Annotated in this window: 24 protein-coding genes; 17 read left to right on the forward strand and 7 right to left on the reverse strand. The window is 47.0% G+C overall.

Annotated features, from left to right (window positions below):
- Nucleotides 1-62: 62 nt before the first annotated feature.
- From DYP60_RS03600 to DYP60_RS03615, 4 genes are read left to right on the forward strand one after another with little or no spacing between them, the layout of a single operon-like run.
- Nucleotides 63-953, forward strand: coding sequence for a metal ABC transporter solute-binding protein, Zn/Mn family (locus tag DYP60_RS03600; RefSeq protein WP_165849485.1), 891 nt, complete (start codon nt 63-65; stop codon nt 951-953).
- Nucleotides 950-1,723 carry a metal ABC transporter ATP-binding protein gene (locus tag DYP60_RS03605; RefSeq protein ID WP_117329519.1) on the forward strand — a complete coding sequence of 258 codons (774 nt, stop codon included), beginning with the start codon at nt 950-952 and terminating at the stop codon, nt 1,721-1,723. The genes DYP60_RS03600 and DYP60_RS03605 overlap by 4 nt, the downstream gene beginning before the upstream one ends.
- Nucleotides 1,720-2,586 carry a metal ABC transporter permease gene (locus DYP60_RS03610; protein ID WP_117329520.1) on the forward strand — a complete coding sequence of 289 codons (867 nt, stop codon included), beginning with the start codon at nt 1,720-1,722 and terminating at the stop codon, nt 2,584-2,586. Before DYP60_RS03605 ends, DYP60_RS03610 begins: the two co-directional genes overlap by 4 nt.
- Nucleotides 2,579-2,977, forward strand: a complete 399-nt coding sequence (locus DYP60_RS03615; RefSeq protein ID WP_117329521.1) for a Fur family transcriptional regulator — start codon at nt 2,579-2,581, stop codon at nt 2,975-2,977. Before DYP60_RS03610 ends, DYP60_RS03615 begins: the two co-directional genes overlap by 8 nt.
- Here DYP60_RS03615 and DYP60_RS03620 read toward each other — a convergent pair.
- Complete coding sequence (locus DYP60_RS03620; protein WP_133299274.1) at nt 2,963-3,181, reverse strand: hypothetical protein; 219 nt, start codon at nt 3,179-3,181, stop codon at nt 2,963-2,965. The two genes, DYP60_RS03615 and DYP60_RS03620, sit on opposite strands and share 15 nt — an antisense overlap.
- Before the next feature lie 366 nt (nt 3,182-3,547).
- Here DYP60_RS03620 and pyk point away from each other — a divergent pair, with 366 nt between their 5' ends.
- Nucleotides 3,548-4,981, forward strand: a complete 1,434-nt coding sequence (gene pyk / locus DYP60_RS03625; RefSeq protein ID WP_117329523.1) for a pyruvate kinase — start codon at nt 3,548-3,550, stop codon at nt 4,979-4,981.
- A 37-nt stretch (nt 4,982-5,018) separates the two neighbouring features.
- Here pyk and DYP60_RS03630 read toward each other — a convergent pair whose 3' ends face one another.
- Genes DYP60_RS03630 through DYP60_RS03645 form a run of 4 tightly spaced genes read right to left on the reverse strand, consistent with a single transcriptional unit; the run spans nt 5,019 to nt 9,650 of the window.
- A complete protein-coding gene (locus tag DYP60_RS03630; protein ID WP_117329524.1) occupies nt 5,019-5,768 on the reverse strand; it encodes a hypothetical protein in 750 nt (249 codons plus the stop codon).
- Between the two features lie 41 nt (nt 5,769-5,809).
- Complete coding sequence (locus DYP60_RS03635) at nt 5,810-7,483, reverse strand: GGDEF domain-containing protein (protein ID WP_117329525.1); 1,674 nt, start codon at nt 7,481-7,483, stop codon at nt 5,810-5,812.
- A gap of 22 nt (nt 7,484-7,505) precedes the next feature.
- Nucleotides 7,506-8,297 (reverse strand): NYN domain-containing protein, encoded by a 792-nt coding sequence (locus DYP60_RS03640; protein ID WP_117329526.1) that lies wholly within the window; start codon nt 8,295-8,297, stop codon nt 7,506-7,508.
- Nucleotides 8,298-8,345: 48 nt separating this feature from the next.
- A complete protein-coding gene (locus tag DYP60_RS03645) occupies nt 8,346-9,650 on the reverse strand; it encodes an RluA family pseudouridine synthase (protein ID WP_117329527.1) in 1,305 nt (434 codons plus the stop codon).
- A gap of 95 nt (nt 9,651-9,745) precedes the next feature.
- Between DYP60_RS03645 and DYP60_RS03650 the strand changes: the two genes are divergently transcribed.
- The 4 genes from DYP60_RS03650 (at nt 9,746) to DYP60_RS03660 (ending at nt 12,007) form a co-directional block, all read left to right on the forward strand.
- Nucleotides 9,746-10,843 (forward strand): GGDEF domain-containing protein, encoded by a 1,098-nt coding sequence (locus DYP60_RS03650; RefSeq protein ID WP_117329528.1) that lies wholly within the window; start codon nt 9,746-9,748, stop codon nt 10,841-10,843.
- A gap of 4 nt (nt 10,844-10,847) precedes the next feature.
- Nucleotides 10,848-11,564 (forward strand): creatininase family protein, encoded by a 717-nt coding sequence (locus DYP60_RS03655; protein WP_117329529.1) that lies wholly within the window; start codon nt 10,848-10,850, stop codon nt 11,562-11,564.
- A 7-nt stretch (nt 11,565-11,571) separates the two neighbouring features.
- On the forward strand, nt 11,572-11,709 hold the full coding sequence (locus DYP60_RS14125; protein ID WP_165849486.1) for a hypothetical protein: 138 nt from the start codon (nt 11,572-11,574) through the stop codon (nt 11,707-11,709).
- A gap of 70 nt (nt 11,710-11,779) precedes the next feature.
- The gene (locus tag DYP60_RS03660) at nt 11,780-12,007 is read left to right on the forward strand and encodes a hypothetical protein (protein WP_117329530.1); all 228 of its coding nucleotides are present in this window, start codon (nt 11,780-11,782) and stop codon (nt 12,005-12,007) included.
- Here DYP60_RS03660 and DYP60_RS03665 read toward each other — a convergent pair.
- Together DYP60_RS03665 and DYP60_RS03670 are read right to left on the reverse strand one after the other, a co-directional pair.
- Nucleotides 11,999-12,604, reverse strand: coding sequence for a beta/alpha barrel domain-containing protein (locus DYP60_RS03665; protein WP_117329531.1), 606 nt, complete (start codon nt 12,602-12,604; stop codon nt 11,999-12,001). The genes DYP60_RS03660 and DYP60_RS03665 overlap by 9 nt on opposite strands.
- Before the next feature lie 26 nt (nt 12,605-12,630).
- Nucleotides 12,631-13,971, reverse strand: a complete 1,341-nt coding sequence (locus DYP60_RS03670; protein WP_117329532.1) for an MATE family efflux transporter — start codon at nt 13,969-13,971, stop codon at nt 12,631-12,633.
- A 285-nt stretch (nt 13,972-14,256) separates the two neighbouring features.
- Here DYP60_RS03670 and DYP60_RS03675 point away from each other — a divergent pair, with 285 nt between their 5' ends.
- The 8 genes from DYP60_RS03675 to DYP60_RS03710 all read left to right on the forward strand — a co-directional run bounded on the left by DYP60_RS03675 (nt 14,257) and on the right by DYP60_RS03710 (nt 23,287).
- A complete protein-coding gene (locus DYP60_RS03675) occupies nt 14,257-14,703 on the forward strand; it encodes a PTS sugar transporter subunit IIA (protein ID WP_117329533.1) in 447 nt (148 codons plus the stop codon).
- Between the two features lie 9 nt (nt 14,704-14,712).
- Nucleotides 14,713-15,924: a cation:proton antiporter gene (locus DYP60_RS03680; protein WP_117329534.1), complete on the forward strand. Its 1,212-nt coding sequence runs from the start codon at nt 14,713-14,715 to the stop codon at nt 15,922-15,924.
- A 9-nt stretch (nt 15,925-15,933) separates the two neighbouring features.
- Nucleotides 15,934-16,275: a hypothetical protein gene (locus tag DYP60_RS03685; protein ID WP_117329535.1), complete on the forward strand. Its 342-nt coding sequence runs from the start codon at nt 15,934-15,936 to the stop codon at nt 16,273-16,275.
- A gap of 71 nt (nt 16,276-16,346) precedes the next feature.
- Nucleotides 16,347-18,857 carry an EAL domain-containing protein gene (locus tag DYP60_RS03690; protein WP_117329536.1) on the forward strand — a complete coding sequence of 837 codons (2,511 nt, stop codon included), beginning with the start codon at nt 16,347-16,349 and terminating at the stop codon, nt 18,855-18,857.
- Between the two features lie 149 nt (nt 18,858-19,006).
- The gene (locus tag DYP60_RS03695) at nt 19,007-20,161 is read left to right on the forward strand and encodes an ROK family transcriptional regulator (protein ID WP_117329537.1); all 1,155 of its coding nucleotides are present in this window, start codon (nt 19,007-19,009) and stop codon (nt 20,159-20,161) included.
- Nucleotides 20,162-20,205: 44 nt separating this feature from the next.
- Entirely contained in the window at nt 20,206-21,498 is a 1,293-nt protein-coding gene (locus tag DYP60_RS03700) for an ABC transporter substrate-binding protein (protein ID WP_117329538.1), read from the forward strand.
- 61 nt (nt 21,499-21,559) lie between these two features.
- On the forward strand, nt 21,560-22,447 hold the full coding sequence (locus DYP60_RS03705; RefSeq protein WP_117329539.1) for a carbohydrate ABC transporter permease: 888 nt from the start codon (nt 21,560-21,562) through the stop codon (nt 22,445-22,447).
- A gap of 9 nt (nt 22,448-22,456) precedes the next feature.
- Nucleotides 22,457-23,287 carry a carbohydrate ABC transporter permease gene (locus DYP60_RS03710; protein WP_117329540.1) on the forward strand — a complete coding sequence of 277 codons (831 nt, stop codon included), beginning with the start codon at nt 22,457-22,459 and terminating at the stop codon, nt 23,285-23,287.
- Nucleotide 23,288: the final 1 nt, after the last annotated feature.

Raw genomic sequence — 23,288 nt, forward strand, 5'->3', positions numbered from 1 at the left:
TTGCAAATGACTTGCAAAAATTCTCTAGGTTTACTATGTTGTAGGTACCCAATGGAGGTCCTATGCGTATACGTGCATCAGTAATACTACTCGCTCTCATAATCACTCCTTTCGTCTTGTTTGGAGGGGGGAATGCTGAACAGAATTCCAAGCCGATTGTCATGGTGAGCATTCTTCCCCATGCTTATTTTGTTGACCAAATTGCTGGTGATCTCGTGGATACGGCTGTGTTGGTTGGGGAGGGGCAGAATCCTCACTCCTATGAACCCTCTCCATCACAGATGGCTCAGTTGGCGAAGGCCAGTATCTGGATTCTCAGTGGAACAGATTTTGAACATGCCCTTAAAGACAAGGTTTCCAATCTTTATCCTAATCTTACCATTGTAGATGGGACAGAAGGGATGGTTTTTCGTTCTTTGGAAGAACATGACCATGAGGAAGAGGGAGAAGAAGATCTTATCCATGATCTGAACATTGATCGACATACTTGGCTTGGATGGGAACAGTCGAAGGTATTGGTGCACAACATTGCAGATGCATTGACTACCTACTTGGGGTTGCCTGAAGCGGTAGTGAACCAGCGTGCTGAGCAGTTTATTGCGCAGATTGATAAGGAGTTCACTTCGTTGAAAACAGGGCTCACAGATTTATCTGGCAGTACCGTCTTTGTCTATCATCCATCCTTTGGATATTTCCTTGATTCGTTCGCCTTGCATCAGGAGGCTGTTGAAACAGGGGGAAAGGAACCCACAGCAAAGGACCTAGCCTTACTGATAGAGAGAGCACAAGCCGCTAAGGCTAACGTAATCTTCGTCCAGAAGCAATTCCCTGCTGCCAGTGCAGAGAAAGTCGCTCAAGTGGTAGGGGCGCATGTAGTAGCGCTCGATCCACTCGCCTATGATTGGTTGGGTAATATCCGCTTGATGGGTAATGCCCTCTTGGAAAGTCTATGAGTAGTGTACCTATTGCCCTCTCATTCCATGATGTTGCGTTCTCCTATCCCAACTTGAAAGTGCTTGAGGATGTCTCCTTTCATTTTCATGTTGGAGAGTTCATTGCATTGGTAGGTCCGAACGGTTCGGGAAAGAGTACTTTGCTGAAATTGGTCCTTGGCCTGGAAGCCCCACAGGCGGGGACTATCAGCCTGCTCGGAGAGAATCCAAAAAAGAGCAGGGCTCTTGTGGGGTACGTACCCCAACACACCAGTTATGATTCCAATTTCCCAATTTCGGTCCTAGAAGTGGTGAGAATGGGTTGTGTTGATGCCACAAAAAGGGGAGGGAAAGCCAAGCAGACGGAGAAAGCGCTTAAGGCACTTAGGCAGGTTGAGCTCGAGCACCTTGCCGAGCGCCCTTACAATGCCCTGAGCGGGGGGCAAAGGCGACGCGTGTTGGTTGCCCGAGCCCTTTCCGCAGAGCCCATCATGCTGATCCTCGATGAGCCTGCTGCCAATCTGGATAAGGAGAGTGAGCAGAGACTCTATGCAACCCTGAGCAAGCTCAAGGGCTCAACTACCATCTTGATTGTTACCCATGATATGAGAGAGGTCTCACCTTTGATTGACCGGGTGTTTTGCATCGATGCCCACAAGGATGGGAAGATCGGCCGGACGGTGGTTCAGCATGCACTTGAAGATGAAGCGGAGGGTACAAGAAAACGAGTGCGTCATGATGTAGAGATACCTGGAGACTTCTGCCATTACCCAAGGGAGGAGAATGTATGAGTGATCTTCTCGGATTCTTTTCAGCGCTGTTCAACCCTGATTTCCCCTTTGTGAGAAATGCGTTCTTTGCTGGATTGCTCTCTTCCGTCCTGTTTGGGGTATTGGGGTCTGTAGTTACCGTAAAACGGATAGCTGGTCTCGCCGGAGCCATCAGTCATGCGGTGCTTGGTGGAATCGGAATCGCTTTGTATCTCTCTGCCACTGGTTTGGTACCAAACCTGAGTCCGATGGTAGGTGCCATTATCTTTGCACTCCTCTCTGCCGCGATAATTGGGACGGTTTCCCTCCATTCCAAGCAACGTGAGGACACGGTAATCCAAGCAATCTGGGCAATCGGGATGAGCATTGGTGTGCTGTTCATGGCAAAGACCCCTGGGTATACCGATCCATCAAGCTATCTCTTTGGCAATATCCTGCTCATTGCTTCCTCTGATTTGATTCTCCTTGCAATTCTTGATGTAGTGGTCATTGTCCTGGCTTGGAGATTTTATCCACAGATTGAGGCCTCTGCCTTTGACGAGGAATTTGCTCAGGTGAGGGGAATTCCCACCCAATTGGTGTTCCTGGCAATTCTCTCCATTACAGCAGTGGCTGTGGTACTGCTTCAGACGTTTGTGGGTATCGTAATGGTAATTGCCATGCTTACCCTCCCAGCGGGGACCGCAGGATACAATGCGAAGAACCTCGCCTCTATGATGGTCTTTGCCACCCTGTTTTCCTTTTTATTTTCCTTTGCAGGACTTGTGGTGGGTTGGGAATTTGATATCCCTGTTGGAGCAACCGTTGTTGTTATCGCAGGTTCGTTTTACCTGGGAAGATCAGCAGGTGGCATATTGAGGAAATGGAGGAAACACCATGACTAAGGCGCGAAAAGCTCTGCTGGAGCTGTTGAGAGAGAGCAAAGAGCCGATTAGTGCATCGATGCTGGGAGGAGATCCCTCTCTCCCGTTTGACCAAGCAACCATCTATCGCAACCTTCACTACCTGGAAGAACAAGGCTTCGCTGAATCATTCATCCTCCACTGCACCGAGCACGGCACCGAACGCTACTATAGCTATCGCAGTCGCAGTGAAGGAGTTCATCACCACTGGTTTCACTGTGAGAAATGCCATGCGTTCATCGACCTTGGGGGGTGTGTCTACCAAGAGCAGATGAAGGATTGGGAACAGCAGTATGGATTTACCATCAACGACCATACCTTCTTTCTTACCGGTATCTGTGCCTCCTGTAAATCACAATCACTGCTTGAGTAATGAGAAGAGTTGGAGCCGGTTGCTTACACCCATCTTGGCAATCTCTTGATTCCCCAACGGAGCGAGAGGAAAGGAATCAGCAGGAAGGTTCCTCTCCCGAGAGAGTGCCGGGAAAGCAAGGTGAGATGCCCCGTCCCTTGGGGCGGAAAAGGAGGCAACGCCTCCTGAGTCCAGGGCTTGCCCTGGGGTATTGATACCTTTCATTAATGATGCCATGGCTGGGATCTTGTGTATTGACTACATCCACGGGATGGGAGAGAGAAACACGTACCCAAGGGTGGATTATTAAGCATTCGGTTGCCCAAAAAAGGCTGAGTGAGGGTTGTTTCGCTGAGAAGTTGCTTGTGTTTATGTCATATTGCAATGTGCAGCCTCCCGATACTGCTGATACAGATGAGGCTGAAAACCAGTGAGACGGCAATGAATAATGTGTCTGTTCATGCTTTCATGCTAGTACTTGGCTGTAGGAAAACAATCGCCTGGAGAGAGTATTCTCTTCACACCACGTGTGGGAATAATGCTTTACAAATCAGGGTGAATCACCTCATGATACTCATAGGAGGCAGGGATATGACCTATACCAAGATTGTTGCCACATTGGGCCCAGCAAGTGAAACATATGAGATGATCAAAGCCATTTTGGAAGCAGGATGCCGTGTGATTAGGTTGAATTTCAGCCATGGGTCGCATGAAGAACAGCAAAAGCGGTTCGACTATGTCAGACAGGCAAGCAAGGAATTAGGGTTTCCCGTAACAGCGTTCATGGACCTGCAAGGACCAAAGATCCGTCTTGGACAGCTGCAGGAAGAGATGTATGTGTTGCAAAAGGGAGAGAAACTTACCCTAACCACTGAACCTTGTGTGGGAACCAGAGAGCGTATCAGTATCGACTATCCGTACCTCCATGAAGAAATACAGGTAGGGCAACGCATCTTGATCAACGATGGATTGGTCTCTCTTGTCGTGGAAAACATAGAAGGGAACGATATTCATTGCTCCTTGCTAGAAGAGGGCGTTATCCTCCCAAGAAAAGGCGTAAACCTGCCAGAAGTCCCCTTGAGCCATCTGAGTTCGTTCACAGAAAAAGACAAGAGAGACTTGGATTTTGCCTTCAAGAACAACCTTGACTATGTTGCACTCTCCTTCGTTCGTAGCGGGAAAGATGTCAAAGCCTTGAAAGAGCATATGATGGCATCTTACGGCAGAATCATTCCGGTTATCAGTAAGATTGAGAAACCGGAGGCTGTAACGAACCTGCAGGAAATCATGGATGAGTCAAGTGTAATCATGGTTGCCCGTGGAGACTTGGGGGTGGAAGCTCCTGCTGAGGAAGTCCCCCTGATGCAAAAAGCTATCATCAGATCGTGCATCGATCGGGGGCTTCCGGTCATTACCGCAACACAGATGCTGGAATCGATGATGCACAACCCCAAGCCCACCAGGGCTGAGACCAATGATGTGGCAAATGCAGTGTTGGATGGGACGAGCGCAGTGATGCTCAGTGGGGAAACTGCTGCAGGGGAGTACCCCTTGCAGGCAGTGACCATCATGAGTCGAATTGCCAGTTTGGCTGAGCGTAGTGATGTATTTCAAAAGCAGGTTTTCAACCAGATCAGCATGCTGGACCCAGAGCGAAAGATTACAACCACTGAAGCTGTGGGGCTTGCAACCCGTGAACTTTCTCTCTCGGTAGGGGCAACGTTCATTGCATGTTTCACCCAAACGGGTTCTACTGCACGGTTGATTGCCAAATTCCGACCCTCAGTTCCAATCATTGCATTTTCTCCCTTGCCCGAGGTGGTTACCTACCTTGCCATGAGCTGGGGAGTCACCCCGATTCTTATCGATCAACTTGCAAGTGTGGATGAGCTGCTTGCCTATGCTCCGACATATCTCCAGAAACAGGGATTGGTACAACAAGGAGATACCGTAGTAATTACTGCCGGAGTTCCTGTAGGCAGTAGTGGGAAGACCAATATGATCAAGGTCGTAGAGATTGAATAGATTGTAAAAGGCTGGTGCAAAAAGCACTGGCCTTCCTTCACTGCAATTGTGGCCTGAACGAGATGGTGGCACCGATGCTCAATGCTCTTCCTTCATGGTCAAACAGATCAAGTGCCCTGATATCAAGGCCGAAGTAGGTAGCGGTAAGGAATTCAACGGGAAGCAGGCGTAGGGCAACGTTGACCAACCCCCTGTCTCCGGCGTTTCCAGCAGACGGGGTGGTGCTATAACTGACATTGCCGAAGTCCAAGAGGAAATCTACCTTTTCCTTGAATACTTCAGGGAAAAAAGGTGTTTGGAAACCAAGGGCAAAATCAATATTGCTGGTCATGGGCTTTTTGAAAGTGTATCCGAGGCGAAGCGTTGTCTTGGAAGGGAGGTCCATGATGGAACTTGCGAAGGTGGAAGCCACATAGAGTTGGGCAGATAGTTTGTTCGTGTTTGATACCCCACTGACTTGAGCAAGCACCCCTGCAGCAAAACTGGTGGTCTCTCGCTTTGTAAACCTCCACTTTCCATTGAGCAGAAGATCAATATCATTCCCAATATCGACTGCAAAACTGGATTCAACGGTGTCGGAGAACGACAAAAGGATTGAAGGTATATGGATGACCTTGCCACTTGTGATGGTAGCTGAATATGCAGTAGTAACTGAGCTGTGTACCTCACTGGGAGCAACTTCAGCACTCGGAACTACGATGTAGCCCGAACTTCCACCCAAGGTTGTGCTGCCGAATATTGGCACAAGAAAGATGCATAGTAGGGTAAAAAGCACTGTTCGTTTCATAGAAGCCTCCTAGCACAGGATGCCTAGAGATTGTCTCTGGGTCAAGTAACTGAAGCAGGTTGTTTCATGGAATGCTTGCATGCATACATTGCTTCATCTGCACGTCCCACACATTGATGGAACCGGTCTTTTCTCTTTGGAATGTATCGGTCAAATCCCACTGCCACAAAGTAGTGAAGCTTGTTCCCAAAGGGAAAGGGGGAGAGAATCCTGTCTGCCAGTTTCTGCATTTCCTCTTCTGATACATCGCTGATAAGGGCAATGAACTCGTCTCCTCCGTAGCGGTAGATCTTTGCTCGAAAAGGGAGAAGCTTTTGTAACCGTCGTGCAAAATCCCTCAAGACCAAGTCTCCCTGAGTATGTCCTTGTGTGTCATTGATTTTCTTCAGGTCATTGACGTCCATCATAAGGATTCCCAGCACTTGCTTGTCCTTTGATGTCTGGATTCGTGAGACTTCTCTGTCGTAAGCTGCTCGATTTCCTACCTCGGTCAGTGCATCGCTGTAGGCAAGGCTAAGAAGAAGCTGCTCCTTGCAAATCGACTTTGTCTTGATTCTCATCAAGGTGGCACTACGCCAGAACAGCACTACTGCGGAGGCTGCCATGCCAAAATGGAGAATGACAGCACTATCCAACGAGATGCCAAGGATGAGCAGGATTACTTCAGCGAGGATGGATGAGAGCAGCAACCCCATCGCAACCAAGAAGGACCTTAGGTCTTGGTTGCCCCTGTAATATTCAACGAACAAAAGCGTGAAAAGCGAAAGGAGGAAGAGCGCCAAGAAAACCCCGCAAGGTAAGAGCAGGTCGGTGTATTGCGTGATACCAAAGAGTTGCAGAGCACCTCCCAAAACATAGATGGAAGCGAAAAAATACGAGATGTACAAGAATGGCGTTACCCATTTTCCTACTGGGTAGGAGTGGATGATATAATTGACCAAGAATAGGGGAAGCAGGAAAAGAGCAGCAAAACTGAGATTCATCGGGAGAGCGGGATTCCTGAAGAGTAAGAATTTGCTGGGAGTCTGGCTGAAAACCCAACCGCCAAGGGCAAGGAGAACCAAGCCAAAGTAGAAGAAGCTCTTTCTTTCCTCATCTGTCTGGATTGAGAGAGAGAAGAGGAGAACCAAAAAACCAATCAAGAGAAGCGAGAACCCATAGAAGAGAGACGGCCACTCTCGTAGTTCATGAAAAAGCAGATCAGTCTTGGTCCCGTTGTAGACCGGTTTGAAATGTCCTGCAAATGAATTGTTGGATGTATAGCCGAATGTAATGGTCAACTCGCCTCCAAGATGCGCTTCCTCGAGACGTATGAAATGGGTGTAAGTACCTCCAAAAACAGGGACTGCCCACCCTTTTTGTGGCCCTTCAAAGCTATAGAGTGCTTCATCATTTACCTTCACCGAGACGCTCGCCATGCTGGAATTGAACGCGATGGTTCTCCCCTCAGCAGGAAGTTGTGAGGGAATGGTGTAGTGCAGCGTAATCACCTTGTCCTTAACAGGTTTTGGCAGCGAGTAGGGAAGGGTGATTTCTTCAGCAAACGTCTGGCCATCGATTTCGATAGTCCATGCCGTATCCCATGAGGTCACCTTTCCATCAAAGAGCGGTTCAGTTTCCAGGAATGAATCGTAGTAGAGGGCCATGATGAATACAATCAAGACCAGGGCAAGTACAATTCTCTGAACATGGTTTTCACGTGAGAATGCAGCCATTCGGATTCCTTTTTGTTAGTTTCTAATTAGGGAGCCTCCGAATTTCAGGATGTCCCTTCTCATTGATTTTACGCTCGATATAGTTTTCTTTCTCCAGTTTTGAGAGCAGGTTTCCAAGACTGTGATAACTACTTCGTTCAATCATCCGACTCTTATCCATCTGGTGGAATTTCACACCCACATAGCTTACCAGCTGCCAGCTGTCTGGGTCAAAGGAATCTACTACCCGTTTCATGAGCGTCTCCACCTGTTTGTCCATCTTCTTGGTATGAATAATCTCAGCAGGTTTTTCTTCTATTTTTGCTTTTGAATGGCTGCTGCTTTTCGGTTCATCTGCTTTCGGTTTATTCATGAATGATTCAATAATCAGGATTTCATCACAACAGTTGTTGAAAATGGGTTTGTCGCTTACCATTTCTTTGGTTACCAGATAGACTTCCTTGCCGTATTTACGCAACGCCTCCATAATGACAGTGAAGTCACTGTCACTGGTAATGAAGACATAGCGGTCTATGACCGGTGTGTTGACGATGATGGTTTCCAATGCCTCGAGGCTGATGATCAAGTCAGCACGATTCTTGTAGTTTGTGGTGATGGAAGGGGTATCTCTGATGGTGAAGTTGTATTCTGCCAACTGTTTTTCCAGTTTTTTAATGGAAGAGGAATTTCCACAAGCCATCTTGATGACAAAAACATTCTCTTCCTCGGGAGAGTCATTGTGTTGGAGCGTCAGTTCCTCAAAGAGCGGTTTAAGATCCAACCCTGAAGGAATATTCTCCAAGTCGATGTAAATTGCATTGTTTTTTCTCCGCATAGACCCTCCATGCATTACTATACAACACCTTAAGAGTACACGGAAGTATTAAAAAGGGTCATCTGTACTGAACTCCATCCATTCTCCGGTTATTGGATGATGAAAGGAAAGTGCCTTTGCATGTAGGTAGAGGCGGTCTTGCATCCCGTGTCCGTACAACCGGTCCCCTTTGATGGGATGCCCAAGGCCTTTTTCATGTGCGCTATGCAGCCTAAGCTGGTGGGTTCGTCCAGTTAATGGGAAAAAGTACATCCTGGTCACCAGCGACCCATCAGCCCTTCGTTCCACCCGGATTCTCTGGAAGAGCGTCGTTCCCCATTTCCCCTGCTGCGCATCATACATCTGATGAGGGCGATGATTGACATCAAGACGGAAAGGAAGCTCAATCTTGCCTTTTTCTTGTGTAACGACACCCTCCAGTAGTGCTACATAGCTCTTGCTTACCTGTTTTTCACTAAACTGCTTGTTCATCCTTTTATGTGCTTCCTTGGTTTTTGCAAGGATGAGCAACCCGGAGGTATCCATGTCCAGTCTATGCACTGCACACTGCAGGGGAAGGTCTGGCATAAGCAATCTGAGACGAGTTTCTACACTGTCACGCTTCTGAGGGCCTCTTCCTGGCACTGAAAGCAACCCTGCATCCTTGTTTACGATGATGATATGTGAATCTTGGTAGACGATATCCAAGGTAAGCATTGCGTGGAGTATGGGCTTGCATTTTTCATCACAAGGGCCATAGAAACTAAGATGGCTTCTCCTGCTGTCCTTTGTGGGAGCTCCAAAGAAGAACTCTGCCATGCTTATGGGATGCAGATGATGGGTAAGAGCATACTGAAGTAGCTTGATGGCACAACAATCGCCACTTCCTGTAGGTACTTTTCCCCCGGGGAAAATCGATTCCAAACGGATGTTTCGTCCATCAATCGTGGCTATGTTGTAGAGTTCCCGATAGTGGGACAAAGCCTTTCGGGAGAGTTCAGAGCGTCTCGCAAGCAGCCCACGGCGTTCCTCTTCAGTATGTGCTGCCTCAGCACGTATTCCCAGCTCCTTTATCGGTACGTCAAACAGACCAAGATATCGTGTGTAGGCTTCTTCATCGACCAAGTGGGTGACCCACCCGGGTAGATTCAGGTGACCCATGCAGCTGCCTGAGAATGCTTTGAGTAGTACCTCATTGCCATGTTGGCCGAGGGCGACGAGAACCCCGAACATAGCCCCGCCCCCTGGGAAGAAGAACCCATCAATGGGTACTTTCCCCTCCCCTTCAAAATCTACTACTCTGTTTGTAAGGAGTAGCTGCTGAAGGAGCAGGGCATGAGTTAGGGCTGGGTATTCTGGCAGTGGTGGGTTCATCGTATCTTTGATGGTACGAAAGTACTGCTTTTGATGCAAGGTCCACCCTAGGCAAATAGGAGGTGCTATGGCATCATAGATGCAAGAGAGGGCCTATGAATGCGACACTTGAGTTGGATGTACTATCGGTGGTGCTTCTGATTTTTACCATAGCTTTGGCTTCCCATAGTCTGCGGAGCAAGCCGATTAACCGTTGGTATATTCTCTCTGCTGTCATCCTCCTGATTGTCATTGGTACAGAGTTGTTTGCCTATCAGGTAGATGATGTCGGAATTTCCTCCCAGATAGCTCCCCATCGTATTGCCAATGTACTCGGATTTGGGCTTTCCCCCATGATTTGTTATTTCCTGTTTAAGTACATCTCCAACACAGAATACCAGCAGAGAAGCGTGTGGTTCTACTTGCCGTTCTCCTTCCATGCAATTGTAAGTATTCTCAGCTATTTCACTGGTTGGTATTTCTTTGTAGACTCCATGAATATCTACAGCAGGGGGCCGCTCTTCCCACTGGCAACGCTCACTATGTTGTTTTACTATGGGTTGTGTATCGTGTATCTTACCAAGACATTGCATGGCTACGAAGCTTCAGACCGTCCCCTCTTGCTCTTAATCTTGGTAACCCCGATTGTGGGAGCAGGTATTCAGATAGCGTTTCCCCCGATTCTTACACTCTGGCCTGGTATTGCGCTTTCTTTGTTGTTGTTCTACCTCTTCTCCCAAGAGCAATATTATGCATTTGATGTGCTCACAGGACTCAGGAACCGAGCTACGTTTATGCGGGACCTCTCAGATCTGCAACGATCGAGTAAGGGGCCGGCAACCATCGTAGTCTGTGACGTCAATGCATTGAAGATGGCCAATGACACGTATGGTCATATAAGTGGGGATGAACTATTGGTGCATACCAGCAGGCTGTTGGAACGTTGTTTTCGAGGCGTAGGGAGGGTATATCGCATCGGTGGTGATGAGTTTGGTGTTATCATCACTAAAGAGGATTCTCTGGAAGTAGAGCGGGCTCTCTCCCCCCTTGAGAGCCAGATAAAGCTTTCCAACAAGAACAGAACTATTCCTCTCTCCCTGGCAATTGGATGGTCATGGTGCGAGTCTTGTTCTGGGAATCTTTTCAACACTTATGTGGCAGCAGACAACAGCATGTATGATACCAAGAGAAAGATGAAACAAGGACGGAGGTAATCTGATGGATCCGCATGTACAATATGCTTATCTCAGTGTTTCCCAGTTTGTACAGAGGTTGACTGAGCACCCTGTAGGATATATTCCCCTCGGAACCCTTGAATGGCATGGGCTGCAGAATGTTCTGGGTGCTGATGCACTCCAAGCAGAAGGATTGTTTATCAGGGCCGCTCAGCGTTTTGGAGGTATCGTGTTCCCTCCATTCTATCTGGGTCCAGACAGAATTGCAGACGCTGGCGAGGGAAGGAGTCTGATCGGGATGGATGCAAGTGAGGCTACAAAACCCCATCAGAGGCTGCCAGGCAGTTGCTATTGGGTCTCCAAGGGATTGTTTCTCCAGATGCTTGAAGCACTTGTCGCCCAAGCCAAGCGGGCAGGTTTCATCTGCCTGATCGCCGATGGTCATGGTCCTTCAAGGAAGGCATGGGCAGAGTTGGCCAGTCAATGGGAAAAGCAGTACGACATCATTCTTCTCTCTTCCATCAATGATTTTTCACCAGAATCGTATCCAGCCCTGAGTGATCATGCGGGTCGGTGTGAAACTTCTACCATGATGGCTCTCCACCCTGGGTTGGTGGACCTCTCAAAATTGGAACAGGATACGTGGCCACTTGGGGTAAAAGGAGAGGACCCAAGGCTTTCAAGTGCAGCCTATGGGGAATATATTCTTGAAACAACTGTGAATGCGATAGGCCAAAAACTGCAAGAGTTGGGACTCTGATTCCCCAATGGAGCGAGAGGAAAGGAATAAGCCTGATGGTTCCTCTCTTGAGCGAGTGCCGGGAAAGCAAGGTGAGATACCCCGTCCCTTGGGGCGGAAAAGGAGGCAACGCCTCATGAGTCCAGGGCTTGCCCTGGGGTATTGATACCTTTCATTCCTCTTTCGCAATGGCTCGGACAGTTCTTCTTTGCAATACTTGAGCAGGAGGAATTGTTATGGAGAGAGCAAATGCTGTCATTGGAGAGGTGGTGTGTGCGACAACTACGGTACTTGGAGAGCTCAGCGACCGTTGTCATATCTATGGAGACAAATATACCACTCACGTTCTGACGGTCACTGAAAAACTACCACGTGTTCTCCGCAAGGGCATGGGTGTGTTGTTTTTAGACTCCAAAGGATTAGTAATCAACACACACTCTCAGCAAGAGGCGTTATTACGCTGAGGGGAGTGAGAATTTCTTTGCGCGTTTAAGAGCAGCTGTGGTTGCTTCCCAGTCTGTCTCCTTGAGCATCCAGCTTCCCGTCATTGCAAGCACGTGTGGATTTTCAAGGTAGGTAGCGGTCATCTCCTCATTGATATGGCCTGCAACGATAAAATTGAGACCTTCTTGTTCTCCCATTGCATTGATGAATGGTAACCCACCCAACTCTTCCACAGGAAAACAACCCAGTGTTTTGAGATTCCAAGCCTTCGCTACTGCTGCTTGGGTGGTAACCGCATAGATGGGTTTCCCAACTTGCTGGCAATACTCCACCATCTGCTCGTTGAAAAGAGGAGAGAATATGAAGGCAGCCCCTGCTTCCAAAGCTGCTTTTGCTTCTTGAAGCGTCTGGACATTGCCTCCTCCGATGATAAGATCCTCCTCTTGGGCCAGACGACGTAGCAAAGCAAGCCCCCCTGCCATCTGTTGAGAGATGTTTGCCACGCGTAGATCACTTGCACGCAGTGCCTTGATCAAGGCATCTGCTTGGTCCTCTCCTCCCTGTTTGACCATCGGAATACACCGAATTTGTGCCAATCGCTTGGTGATTGTATCCATGTCAGTTTCTCCTTTCAGCTGTAAGTCTACGCTGTTTGGTGCATCCAGTCGACCCTAAAGTAATAGATGACAAAGATAATGGAGCTGAGCGACCAGGTAACTGGATATGCCCAGAAGATAACCCTGATATCCATGAAGAGCTGAAGTCCGATTGAAATAAAAATGATTCGGAAGATGCACCAGATTGCAAGCATGACTGCCATGGGGACGATTGCCTTTCCTGCACCGCGATAAATACCGCTCATTGCATGGCTGAGTGCAAGAGCCCAGAGGAAGAGACTCGAGATGTTGGCCTTCGAGACTCCCACTGCAATGACTTCAGGGTCTTGGCTGAACAGCCTCATCAAGGGTTCCGCTCCCAGAAACATGCCAAGTCCTATGGTCTCAGCAAGAATCATGGAGAAAAGCGCCCCAAAGCGTGCCCCTCTTTTCACTCGCTCATATTCTTGTGCTCCCAGATTTTGCCCGGTGAAGGTGGTGAGAGCCAGGGCAAAAGCCGTTATGGGGATGAATGCAAAGCCTTGAATACGCATGAATGCACCATTTCCTGCCATGGCTGAAGCTCCGAAGAGATTGATTGAGGATTGAAGAATGACATTTGCAAAGCTGGTCACCGAATTCTGGATACCGGAAGGGATACCGAAGGTAAGAATCTGCTTGAGGAAGCCTTTGTGAATTCGTATGGAGGGAATATGTACACGGACTACCGAGGGAGTAGTCAGCAACAAACGGAAACTGAGTGTAGCACTCACTCCTTGCGCAATGATGGTAGCAAAAGCGGTTCCCTCTATTCCCATTCCTAATACACCGACAAAAAATAGGTCGAGGGCAATGTTGATTATTGCAGCGATGATAAGGAAATAGAGTGGATGCCTACTGTCTCCCACTGCCTGGAGAATTCCGCTAGCAGTGTTGTAGAAGATCAATGTGGAGATGCCTAAGAAGAAGATGCGGAGGTAGGTTTGTGCGTCGATGAACACACTTTCTGGGGTCTGCATCCAGTGAAGGACTACCGGAGCAAAGAAGTATCCCAAGGCGGTAAGCAGGGCACTGGTAAATACACTGAGCGCGACAGTGGTATGGACAGCTTTCCTGACTCCTTCCAGGTCTCCTTTCCCGAACGCTGTGGAGATGACCACCCCTGCACCTACGAAAATACCTTGAAAAAGCCCTACCAGGAGCATAATAAGGCTGGTGATGGAGGTAATGGCTGCCAAAGCCTCCTTGCCCACAAGGTTTCCCACCACCAAGGTATCAGTTGTGTGATAAAGCTGCTGAAACAAGTTCCCAAGGAAAATAGGGAGGGCAAAAGCGATAAGGTTTCTTTGGATTGACCCGCTTGTCATCAGCTTGGTATGCGTTGCCATATGGCCTAGTACTCTATTCCATCGCTGTAGTTCTTGCAAGCAGAACGGGGCTTCATCTTGCCATACATGCAAGGCTATTGAGAGCTATGGTAACAAGCGAGAACGTAATAGCGGAGTATGTGAAGCATTAAGGCAAGAAGAAAGATGAATATAAGCAATTGTATCTCACGCTTGAACGCGAATGACCTAGTGCGATACATCGGGGCTTGCCCCGAGGAGGTTTACCCTTCACTTTACAAACCTTCTGGAAGCTTCTATGCTTTGCTAGACGTAGGAGAGATGTCTATGCGTATACTCGATTATCTTAATGAAACTTCTATTTTGTTCCTCAAAGAAACACATAAAGACCAGATACTTACCACCATGGCGAAAAAAGCTGCTGAAAGCGGATATGTATCCAGTGAAAAGGCCTTCGTTGATGCAATTCTTGAGCGAGAGACCATAATGAGCACAGGTATTGGTCTCCAGGTTGCCATTCCTCATGCAAAGATGGATGGCATCAAAGAGTTCTTTGTGCTCGCTGCAGTCCTTGAGAAGGATGTCCCATGGGATTCCTTGGATAAGAAACCGGTACGTCTGGTTTTCATGATCGGAGGTCCATCTGACCGACAGTCAGATTATCTGATGATTCTTTCCAAGATTACCTTGGTAATCAAAAACCCAGAACGCAGGAAAGCACTCATGGCTGCCAAGACTCCCCAGGCTGTGCTCGATGCATTTGCCGATTTGTAGGATTGCATTATGGAGTTCCATCTGTTTCTCTATCTTGCGGCAATTTTTGCAGCTGGATATGGAAGTAAAGTACTCACTACAGCCCTGAAAATTCCTGAAGTTACCGGCTATGTCCTTTTGGGTGTCGTGCTAGGTGGCTCCTTGGTTAATCTCCTTTCCCCTGAAGTATTGGATATGTTGGCCCCCCTCTCCTCCATTGCTCTGGCCTTGATAGCATTCACGATTGGAATTGAGCTGAAGCTTGATGTAATCAAACGGCTGGGAAGGAGCATCTTAACCATCGTGACATTCGAAAGCATTGGGGCTTTCCTTGTCGTTTTCTTTGGCTTGTTTTATGTGTTCAAGACCGATCTCAATACTGCGCTTTTACTCGGATCTGTGGCATCGGCCACGGCTCCTGCTGCAACAGTTGCTGTCATAAAACAGTACAAGGCAAAAGGCGTGTTGACTTCGACCATCTTGGCAGTGGTGGGCATTGACGATGCCTTTGCTCTCATCATCTATGTTTTTGTAGAGAGTTTTGTCAGTTCCAACTTGCTTGGCAGTTCCCTTGCTATCGGCCCTATGGTTGCGTCGGCCTTGCTCTCGGTTGTAATTGCTCTTGGACTCGGTGCGGTATCTGCGGTCCTCTACATCCTATTACTGCGTGGAAAGAGAAATAACGATTGGGTGATGTTGCTGCTTGCTACATTCCTGTTTCTGCTGCTTGGAGTATGTGAGCTACTTGGGGTGTCTGAATTGCTGGCAATTATGGCTTTCGGAATGACTATTGTAAATAGTTCAGCAGTGTTAAGCAAGAAAAGCGAAACGGTAGTCTCCTCGTTCAGCCCTGTGTTTCTGGTTGCCTTCTTTATCCTTGGTGGCGCTCACTTGGATGTCTCCTTGATTACCCAGATTGGATTGCTTGGGCTCTTCTACTTTGTAGCAAGAAGCATCGGAAAGATTGGGGGGGCAACCCTCGGGGCTTTGATTGGGCGTGCGCCGAAGAAAGTCCGGTTTTTAATTGGTTTTTCACTCCTGCCACAGGTTGGAGTTGCCTTGGCTCTTGCCTTGGCAATCAACAAGACATTCTCTTCCCCAGCTTTTGGAGAAACAGGGCAGCATTTGGCGAGCCTAATCATCAATGTACTATTGTTTACCACAATCATAACTGAGGTCGTAGGCCCCCTACTGACACGGTTGGCACTGCGCAAGGCGGGCGAAACAAATGAGCGTATCTAGGAGGAAATAATGAATCTATTGCTTATGGTGCTCTCCCAACTGGATTATAAGGAGGATGTGTTTCTGGCAATGCAGAGTGTCGGAATCACAAAAGCCTCCGTGTTCGATGCCAAAAGCATGGATCGAAGTCTTGAGAGCGAATTCAGCCTTTTTACCGGATTCTTGCACAGTAGAAGCGAGATGGAAGGGGAGCAGTTGGTGATCTTTGCCCCATTAGCTTCAGCTGACCTTGCAAAAGAGTTGCTCACCAACCTTGAAGCGGGCGGAATTCCTTTGAAGCGTGAGGACATCCTTTCGCTCATGGTTCTTCCCGTCTCCTATTGTTTTGACCAGTCAACCATTCTTTGTTGAATCTTTTTGTTGTAGATTGGTTCTTTGCCCTCTAGGATGACGATAAGGAATTGAGAAAAGGGAGATATTATTTGTTGGCACAACTGCTCGCCGTCCAATTAAACCAAAAAGATCTTTCCGTGGTAAGGAATGTAGCGGGAAACATGCAGGTGCTCACAGCTGGAAATAGCAGTGAGGCGCTTCACTTGATGGAAATGCACGCTTCGATCGATATGGTGTTGATCGATATTGAACGCTCATATCTGCAGAGCCTTCAATTGCTCCACACATTGGTCTACAGGTACCAGCAAGAACCTCTCAGAATTATCGTACTCGGTGAAAAACAGCTACTCCAACAGAAAAAGAGAGTCTTTGACCTAGACCTCATTACAGTCCTAAATAAGCCAATACAAGAAAAACAATTAAGAGGCCTTCTCGAACTGGAGGTTGTGAAACAGGATTCATATTCAGAGCAGCAGAACGTATTGGAAAAGGCTCATCTGTTTAATGCAATCTTCTACCAAGCTCCCATTGGAATTTCCATTTCTTACCGCGTTGATCTCGGGGTGGAGCCTGGTAAGGAACGGTTCGTTGGTAATCCCATGTATGAGAAAATTACAGGCAGGAGCATGGAGGAAATACTCAGAATTGGGTGGACGGCGATTACCCATCCTGACGATCTTCCTCGAGAGTTGGAATATTTCAAGCGGTTGAAGCGTGGGGAATTGGAAAGCTATACTCTGGAAAAGCGATTCATCCGTCCCGATGGTTCCATTGTCTGGGTTGAAATGACGGTTGCTCCGCTGCAAGCAAGGGACAGCCGGCTCTTTGCTCATATCAGCCTCTTTCAAGATATCACCAAAAGAAAAGAAGCTGAAAGATTGCTTGCCGAGAGTGAACGCAGTAAGTCTGCGCTGCTCTCACACTTGCCTGGAATGGCGTATCGATGCCTCTATGATACCCATTGGACGATGCTTTTCGTCTCTGCAGGATGTGAATCCTTAACGGGCTATACTCCTGACCAGCTGATACACAACCGAGATATATCATACAACGATATCATTGTAATTTCCTATCGACAAAAGATCTTTAGCGAGTGGTCATGGGCAGTTCAAGAAAACAAGCCCTTTGTGCTTGAATATGAAATTCTCACTGCTCAAGGAACTCGCAAGTGGGTATGGGAGATGGGACAAGCTGTATATACGGATGGTGGTGATGTTGAAGCCTTGGAAGGAATCATTCTCGATATTACTAACAGAAAACAGATGGAGCAGAACCTTGCCTTTCGTGATGCCCATGATCTATGGACCGGACTCTATAACCGACGGTACCTTGAGCAGTTGTTGCTTCAGGATATCAAAGCAAAAAAAAGTACAAAACGAGCGCTTGTCTCAATTAACTTAGGGGCCTTGAATGCGAAAAGTATGGCCTATGGCTACCAATATAGCCAAGACATCATGAAGAAGGTTGCAGAGGGATTGCTTATCCTCTGCAACAAACTTGTCGTGCTAAGTATTACGCATGAGTATCAACTTGTGTTCTATCTTAGGTCTTACCATGAAAGGCAGAATCTTCTCATGCTTTGCAAGAAGATTGAAAGTACCTTGGAGCACCTATTGGTTTTGGAAAGGATTCCCTATGGGCTGGGAGTTCTGGAAATCAATGATTCCAATCAGGATGCCATTGACCAATTACTCAGAAATCTCTTGGTAGCTTCCCAGCGTTCCGTTGCGCTCTATGACGGGGAGGCAAAGCTTTGTTTCTTTGATGAGAGTATGGAAACTGAGATTCTTTGGGAAGCAAAACTTACTGAAATCTTGGCAAGTATTGTGTCAGGGAGGAATCAGGAATCGTTGTTCCTGCAATACCAACCGATTGTTGACATGCGCACAAGGCGTATCTGTGGTTTCGAGGCGTTGGCGCGATTGAAGTGCAAAGATATGGAGATGATTCCACCATTGCAGTTCATTCCAATTGCCGAGAAAACAAAACTCATCATTCCCTTGGGTAATCTCATTATTCGACAGGCATTCCAGTTTTTGAAGCAACTGGAAGATCAGCATGTGATGGACTGTACGGTCTCCATTAATATCTCTGCCCTTCAGGTGATTAAAGAAGGTTTTGCTGAGCATGTCATTCGCTTGATGCATTCAATGGATGTGAACCCTTCCTGTATCTGCTTGGAGCTTACTGAATCCATCTTTGCCTCGAACTTTCAAGAAATTAACCGGGTTCTGAAGACCTTGCGATCCAAAGGAGTCAAGATATCGGTTGATGATTTCGGCAGTGGATATTCCTCCCTTTCAAGGGAGCGGGAGCTCTATGTCGATGAATTGAAGATTGACAAATCATTCATAGATAAACTGCTTTTTCTCTCTGATGATCAAGCAATCACCGGGGACATTATTTCTATGGCCCACAAATTGGGTCACAATGTGGTAGCAGAGGGTATCGAACATCAGAGACAGTTTGACTATCTGAAGCGCAACAACTGTGACAAGGCTCAAGGGTTTCTCTTTAGTAAGCCGCTGGATGCGACTGATGCTATTGCGTTGGTTGCGAGAAACGATGCCCACCGGCTATTTGAAAATCTGTTCGAGTAATACAGACAGAGAAATAATATGCCTATGTTAGTCCAAGTTACATATAAAACTTTGTAATTAATAGAGTTGTTATTCTTCTTGACGTGAAATGTAAGGAGGGTATACTGTATCTAGGTTAGTACAAAAGCGAACAAACTAGGAGAATCCCCTTGTCTGAACCAAGAAGATCACGACTTATAAACTCCTCACGGATAATTCATCGTCTCTGGATTGAAGATCAACTTAGTCGTGCCGATCTTGCCATACGGCTTGGACTTACCAAATCTTCCATTTCAAATATCGTAAATGATTTGATATCACTCGGGATTGTGATAGAAAATGAAGTTCTTGAAGCGAGTCCGAAAGGGGGGAGGAGAGCAATAGGTCTCACCCTCAATAAAGCATACTTTCATGTCATCGGGATAGAGATTCGCTCTGATTCCTATACAGCTCTCTCCATAGATTTGGAAGGTAAGGTGCTCTTTTCACAAACTAAGCCGAAGGGATTTACTGCCAAGACCTTTAGATTGGAAGTATGTGACTTGATCGAATCCCTTTGCAAAAGCCTTGAAGGAATGCAGAGACATCTTTTGGGGATAGGCATCGGATTCTCTGGGGTGATTGATGCAGAGAATCAAATAATCTACCGCTCTGTCTCTCTCGATTTCCAGCAACCTTTTGATTTCCAGAAAGAGATTGCTTCACATTTCCCCTTTCCTGTCATTCTGGAAAATGATGCTAACTGTGGTGCATGGGGAGAGGTGGTATTCCAGAGAAAGCAGAAGCTCAAGAATTTTTTGTTCGTGCTTATAGAGTTCTGGAAACGCTATGAAGTACAGACAGCATCTCCCCAACCTACTATCGGCTTGGGTTTTGGTTTTGATGGTAAAATCTATCGTGGGAGTAGTAGCCAAGCGGGAGAATTTAAAAGTGTATGCAATAGGGAAGCAACCTCCTTGCAGCAGGTACAGATTCCAGATGGTGTTTCTGTGAGCGAAGATGGAGAGGCTCTACACAACTATATCCAGGAAATATGCCAAAATTTGGCATTTCTCATCAATACATTGGATATCGGGCATGTGTTCATCGGGGGAACTATAGAACCGTTTGCTTCGTTCATGCCTGACATGCTTAGAAAAGAATTGAAAGCAAACTCACTAATCCAGAGTGATGGGAATTGCCAAATTCAGTTTTCGTCATTGGGGTATGATGCAGTCTCCTTCGGTGCTGCAGCCCTGGTTCTCGATAAGGTATTGATGAATTTGGAGCCACTCAATGAGAACAGCGCCAAACAAGCTGTTCCCCTCTTTCACTTGTTGTCTTAACGGAAACATCCTCGCTATGGGGGTGAAAAAAATGGAGGTCCTGTATGAAAATGAAACGATTGTTGATTTTGGCTTTCGTGTCTTTCTTGATTCCCTCGCTGCTTATAGCGGCAGGAACAAAGGAATCGGCAGCGGATGGAGTGATTGAACTCTCTGTATATCACTACCTAGATCAAACGGATAAGACTACTGCACCAAATTTCCAACATCTGGTGGATGTCTTTGAAGCAGCTAACCCCGATATCAAGCTCAGTTTTGAGTATGGGTACGGAGAATCTTTTCACGACAAGTTACAGACCATGGCTATGAGTGGGCAGCTGCCGGATATAGTCTTGCTGTATCCTGGGGAAAGAACCAGCCAGGTGACATCAGCTGGATTGGTGAAGGACCTTCGTCCATATCTCTCTGGTCATGAAGATGAATTTGCTGATATGGCAATGCAAGCACAGGGGGAGAACGGAGAAATCTGGGAACTGCCTGAGGATATCTCCATCACCTCGATTATGTACACAAATAACCGGTTGCTTGCAGAACTTGGATTGGAATATCCCAAGTCATATGAAGAGTTGCTCACGCAAGGACCGGTTATCCGCAAAGCCGGTTTAATACCCATCTCTATTGCCAACAAAGATGCTTGGCCAATGCAGTCCTGTGTTGCCGGTATGCTGGTTGAACGAGCCTGTGGCATGGAGTGGTGGGACAAGGCTCTCAGCGGTGAAGCAAGCTATGATGATCCTGAGTTCGTATATGCCATGGAAATCATCAAGGAGCTGAACGACAAGCAGATGTTCTCTCCTGGAACCAACCAACTAGCCTATGGACAGGGATTGGATGATTTTGTCAATGAGCGTGCTGTGTATCTCCTTGATGGTGGATGGACAGTGAATAGTATGGTGGGTGAGCTCACTGATGAGCAAAAGACGTATATGAGTCTTGAATCATTCCCCGATATTCCCAACCAGAAGGGACAGAGCCTTTCTGTTTCTGCGACAGCAGGACAAGGCTTTGGCATGAATGCAAAGCTTAATGAGAAGGAAGCTGAGGCAGCATGGAAGTGGATCTGGTTCTACTCTGGACCTGAAGGGTCTGCCATTCGCCAACAGTATGGTCGTCTTCCAGCCTACAATCTTGATGAACCTGAGGATGCAGATCCCATGATCAAGAAACTGATTGCATTTGCTGGAAAGGTCCCGATGGGATATGTCATGGACTCAGTCATTGCAGCCGAACCAATTGGAACGTTCAATATCAATCTTCAGAATATGATGTTTGATACGATGAGCCCAATGGAAGTTGCGCAGGACCTGGAGAGAATGGTCTCTTCTGTAGGTCGTTAATAAGTGATTGCAACGCTTCCCCTCAGGGGGAAGCGCTGTTCTGATAGGAAGGTGAAATCCCATGACGTATGCACAACAAAAACATATGAGTTACTGGATTCTGGTGCTACCAGGAATTTTGGTGTTTGCTTCAATCATCATATTCCCCGTGCTCTTCAGTTTCTCTTTGAGTTTCACCACCTGGAATGGGTATGGAATGCCGACCTTTGCGGGGTTGGAGAATTATCGAACAATCATTTCTGACCCTGTGTTTCTTCATTCACTAAGAAACAATCTTCTCATTGTTGTTATTTCAGTCTTTGGACAGATACCGTTAGGGTTTCTTTTGGCATACCTGCTTCACAGAAGTATGGTTCGTCATGGTAATTTTTTCCAGACGATGATTTTCCTGCCTATCACCATTTCCCCGGTTGTGGTTGCGCTACTCTGGAACCAAATATTTTCATCATCGGGAATGGTTGTAGCCCTGGTTCGATCGTTTACCGACAATCCTCAGTATGTGATCCGAATCTTCGAGGATCAGCAACTTGCCATCGTACCAATTCTTTTCGTGTTACTCTGGATGCATACAGGAACATATATGATCATTTATTATGCAAACCTACAAAAAATGACACCTTCAGTGTTGGAGGCAGCCCAGATTGACGGGGCAAGTGAAAACCAAATGTTGATGCGTATTATTCTCCCCTCGATGATCGGGACCATTGCCACCACTGCAATATTTGCTATTTCAGGTAGCTTGAAGGCCTTTGATCTAATCTATGCCATGACTGGTGGAGGTCCTGCACATTTTACAGAAGTGATAGCAATCTACATGTATGTGAATACATTCAAGTATTACAAGTACGGGTTCGGTAGCGCTGCTTCAATCATCATCGTCTTGCTTGCTGTTGGTTTGATTATGCTGTTGCAATACTTCAGCCGAAGACTCGAACGACGATTCGAATAGGGGAGCAACATGAAAAGATCAGTAACCATTGGGAAAATATTGGCATATGTACTAATGATTACATTCACACTATTGACGGTGGTACCCCTCGTGTGGATGATTCTTAGCGCTTTCAAGCCTCATGCATTGATCGTTCGCCAGCCTTTAGCCCCACCGTTTACCTTCTACATAGAGAACTTTATTCTCTCTTGGACGCAAGGCCACTTGGGTATTTATTTCCTCAACAGTATTGTGTACTCCTTGAGTGCAACCTTTGTAACAGTGGGGCTTGCCATGAGTAGTGGCTATGCACTCTCAAAGTTCCAATATCGTTCTGGTAGAATTATCTATGGATTCTACACCCTTGGCTTACTCATTACGGTGCATTCGGTCATTGTTCCTCTCTTCATCATGGAAACCAAGTTAGGGATTTCCAATACACGACTGGGAGTAATTCTGCCCTATATTGCCTTTGGCCTTCCTTTTCAGGTGTTTCTTGCCACCACTTACGTGAAGGGTATCCCTGACTCAATGCAGGAGTCAGCCATCATTGATGGAGCAACTTTTCTGGAAGTATTTGTAAAAATTATTATTCCAGTGGCTACTCCTATCTTATCGACCATGTTCATCTACACGTTCTTGGGAAATTGGAATGAATTTATTCTGGTCTTGACCCTGACCAGCGATATGATGATCCGCTCACTTCCTGTTGGAATCAACAGTTTTGCAGGGGGGATGAGCAGGGACTATGGATTGCAATTTGCCGCTTTGGTAATTGGTACCGTACCTATGATCATTTTCTACATGATTTTCAAAGATAAGATTGCCCAGGGTTTTGCTGCTGGGTCTACAAAGGAATAGT

Source organism: Sphaerochaeta halotolerans (assembly GCF_003429665.1).
GTDB lineage: Bacteria > Spirochaetota > Spirochaetia > Sphaerochaetales > Sphaerochaetaceae > Sphaerochaeta > Sphaerochaeta halotolerans.

What these genes read in the sequence shown, in the direction of transcription:
- DYP60_RS03645 (WP_117329527.1), bottom strand. Translation starts at nt 9,650, where the DNA reads ATGAACCCACCACTGCCAGAATACCCAGCCCTAACTCATGCCCTGCTC.
- pyk (WP_117329523.1), top strand. Translation starts at nt 3,548, where the DNA reads ATGACCTATACCAAGATTGTTGCCACATTGGGCCCAGCAAGTGAAACA.
- DYP60_RS03640 (WP_117329526.1), bottom strand. Translation starts at nt 8,297, where the DNA reads ATGCGGAGAAAAAACAATGCAATTTACATCGACTTGGAGAATATTCCT.
- DYP60_RS03680 (WP_117329534.1), top strand. Translation starts at nt 14,713, where the DNA reads ATGGAGTTCCATCTGTTTCTCTATCTTGCGGCAATTTTTGCAGCTGGA.
- DYP60_RS03675 (WP_117329533.1), top strand. Translation starts at nt 14,257, where the DNA reads ATGCGTATACTCGATTATCTTAATGAAACTTCTATTTTGTTCCTCAAA.
- DYP60_RS03635 (WP_117329525.1), bottom strand. Translation starts at nt 7,483, where the DNA reads ATGGCTGCATTCTCACGTGAAAACCATGTTCAGAGAATTGTACTTGCC.
- DYP60_RS03670 (WP_117329532.1), bottom strand. Translation starts at nt 13,971, where the DNA reads ATGGCAACGCATACCAAGCTGATGACAAGCGGGTCAATCCAAAGAAAC.
- DYP60_RS03605 (WP_117329519.1), top strand. Translation starts at nt 950, where the DNA reads ATGAGTAGTGTACCTATTGCCCTCTCATTCCATGATGTTGCGTTCTCC.
- DYP60_RS03700 (WP_117329538.1), top strand. Translation starts at nt 20,206, where the DNA reads ATGAAAATGAAACGATTGTTGATTTTGGCTTTCGTGTCTTTCTTGATT.
- DYP60_RS03600 (WP_165849485.1), top strand. Translation starts at nt 63, where the DNA reads ATGCGTATACGTGCATCAGTAATACTACTCGCTCTCATAATCACTCCT.
- DYP60_RS03655 (WP_117329529.1), top strand. Translation starts at nt 10,848, where the DNA reads ATGGATCCGCATGTACAATATGCTTATCTCAGTGTTTCCCAGTTTGTA.
- DYP60_RS03685 (WP_117329535.1), top strand. Translation starts at nt 15,934, where the DNA reads ATGAATCTATTGCTTATGGTGCTCTCCCAACTGGATTATAAGGAGGAT.
- DYP60_RS14125 (WP_165849486.1), top strand. Translation starts at nt 11,572, where the DNA reads ATGGAGCGAGAGGAAAGGAATAAGCCTGATGGTTCCTCTCTTGAGCGA.
- DYP60_RS03710 (WP_117329540.1), top strand. Translation starts at nt 22,457, where the DNA reads ATGAAAAGATCAGTAACCATTGGGAAAATATTGGCATATGTACTAATG.
- DYP60_RS03630 (WP_117329524.1), bottom strand. Translation starts at nt 5,768, where the DNA reads ATGAAACGAACAGTGCTTTTTACCCTACTATGCATCTTTCTTGTGCCA.
- DYP60_RS03610 (WP_117329520.1), top strand. Translation starts at nt 1,720, where the DNA reads ATGAGTGATCTTCTCGGATTCTTTTCAGCGCTGTTCAACCCTGATTTC.
- DYP60_RS03665 (WP_117329531.1), bottom strand. Translation starts at nt 12,604, where the DNA reads ATGGATACAATCACCAAGCGATTGGCACAAATTCGGTGTATTCCGATG.
- DYP60_RS03705 (WP_117329539.1), top strand. Translation starts at nt 21,560, where the DNA reads ATGACGTATGCACAACAAAAACATATGAGTTACTGGATTCTGGTGCTA.
- DYP60_RS03660 (WP_117329530.1), top strand. Translation starts at nt 11,780, where the DNA reads ATGGAGAGAGCAAATGCTGTCATTGGAGAGGTGGTGTGTGCGACAACT.
- DYP60_RS03615 (WP_117329521.1), top strand. Translation starts at nt 2,579, where the DNA reads ATGACTAAGGCGCGAAAAGCTCTGCTGGAGCTGTTGAGAGAGAGCAAA.
- DYP60_RS03620 (WP_133299274.1), bottom strand. Translation starts at nt 3,181, where the DNA reads ATGAAAGGTATCAATACCCCAGGGCAAGCCCTGGACTCAGGAGGCGTT.
- DYP60_RS03650 (WP_117329528.1), top strand. Translation starts at nt 9,746, where the DNA reads ATGAATGCGACACTTGAGTTGGATGTACTATCGGTGGTGCTTCTGATT.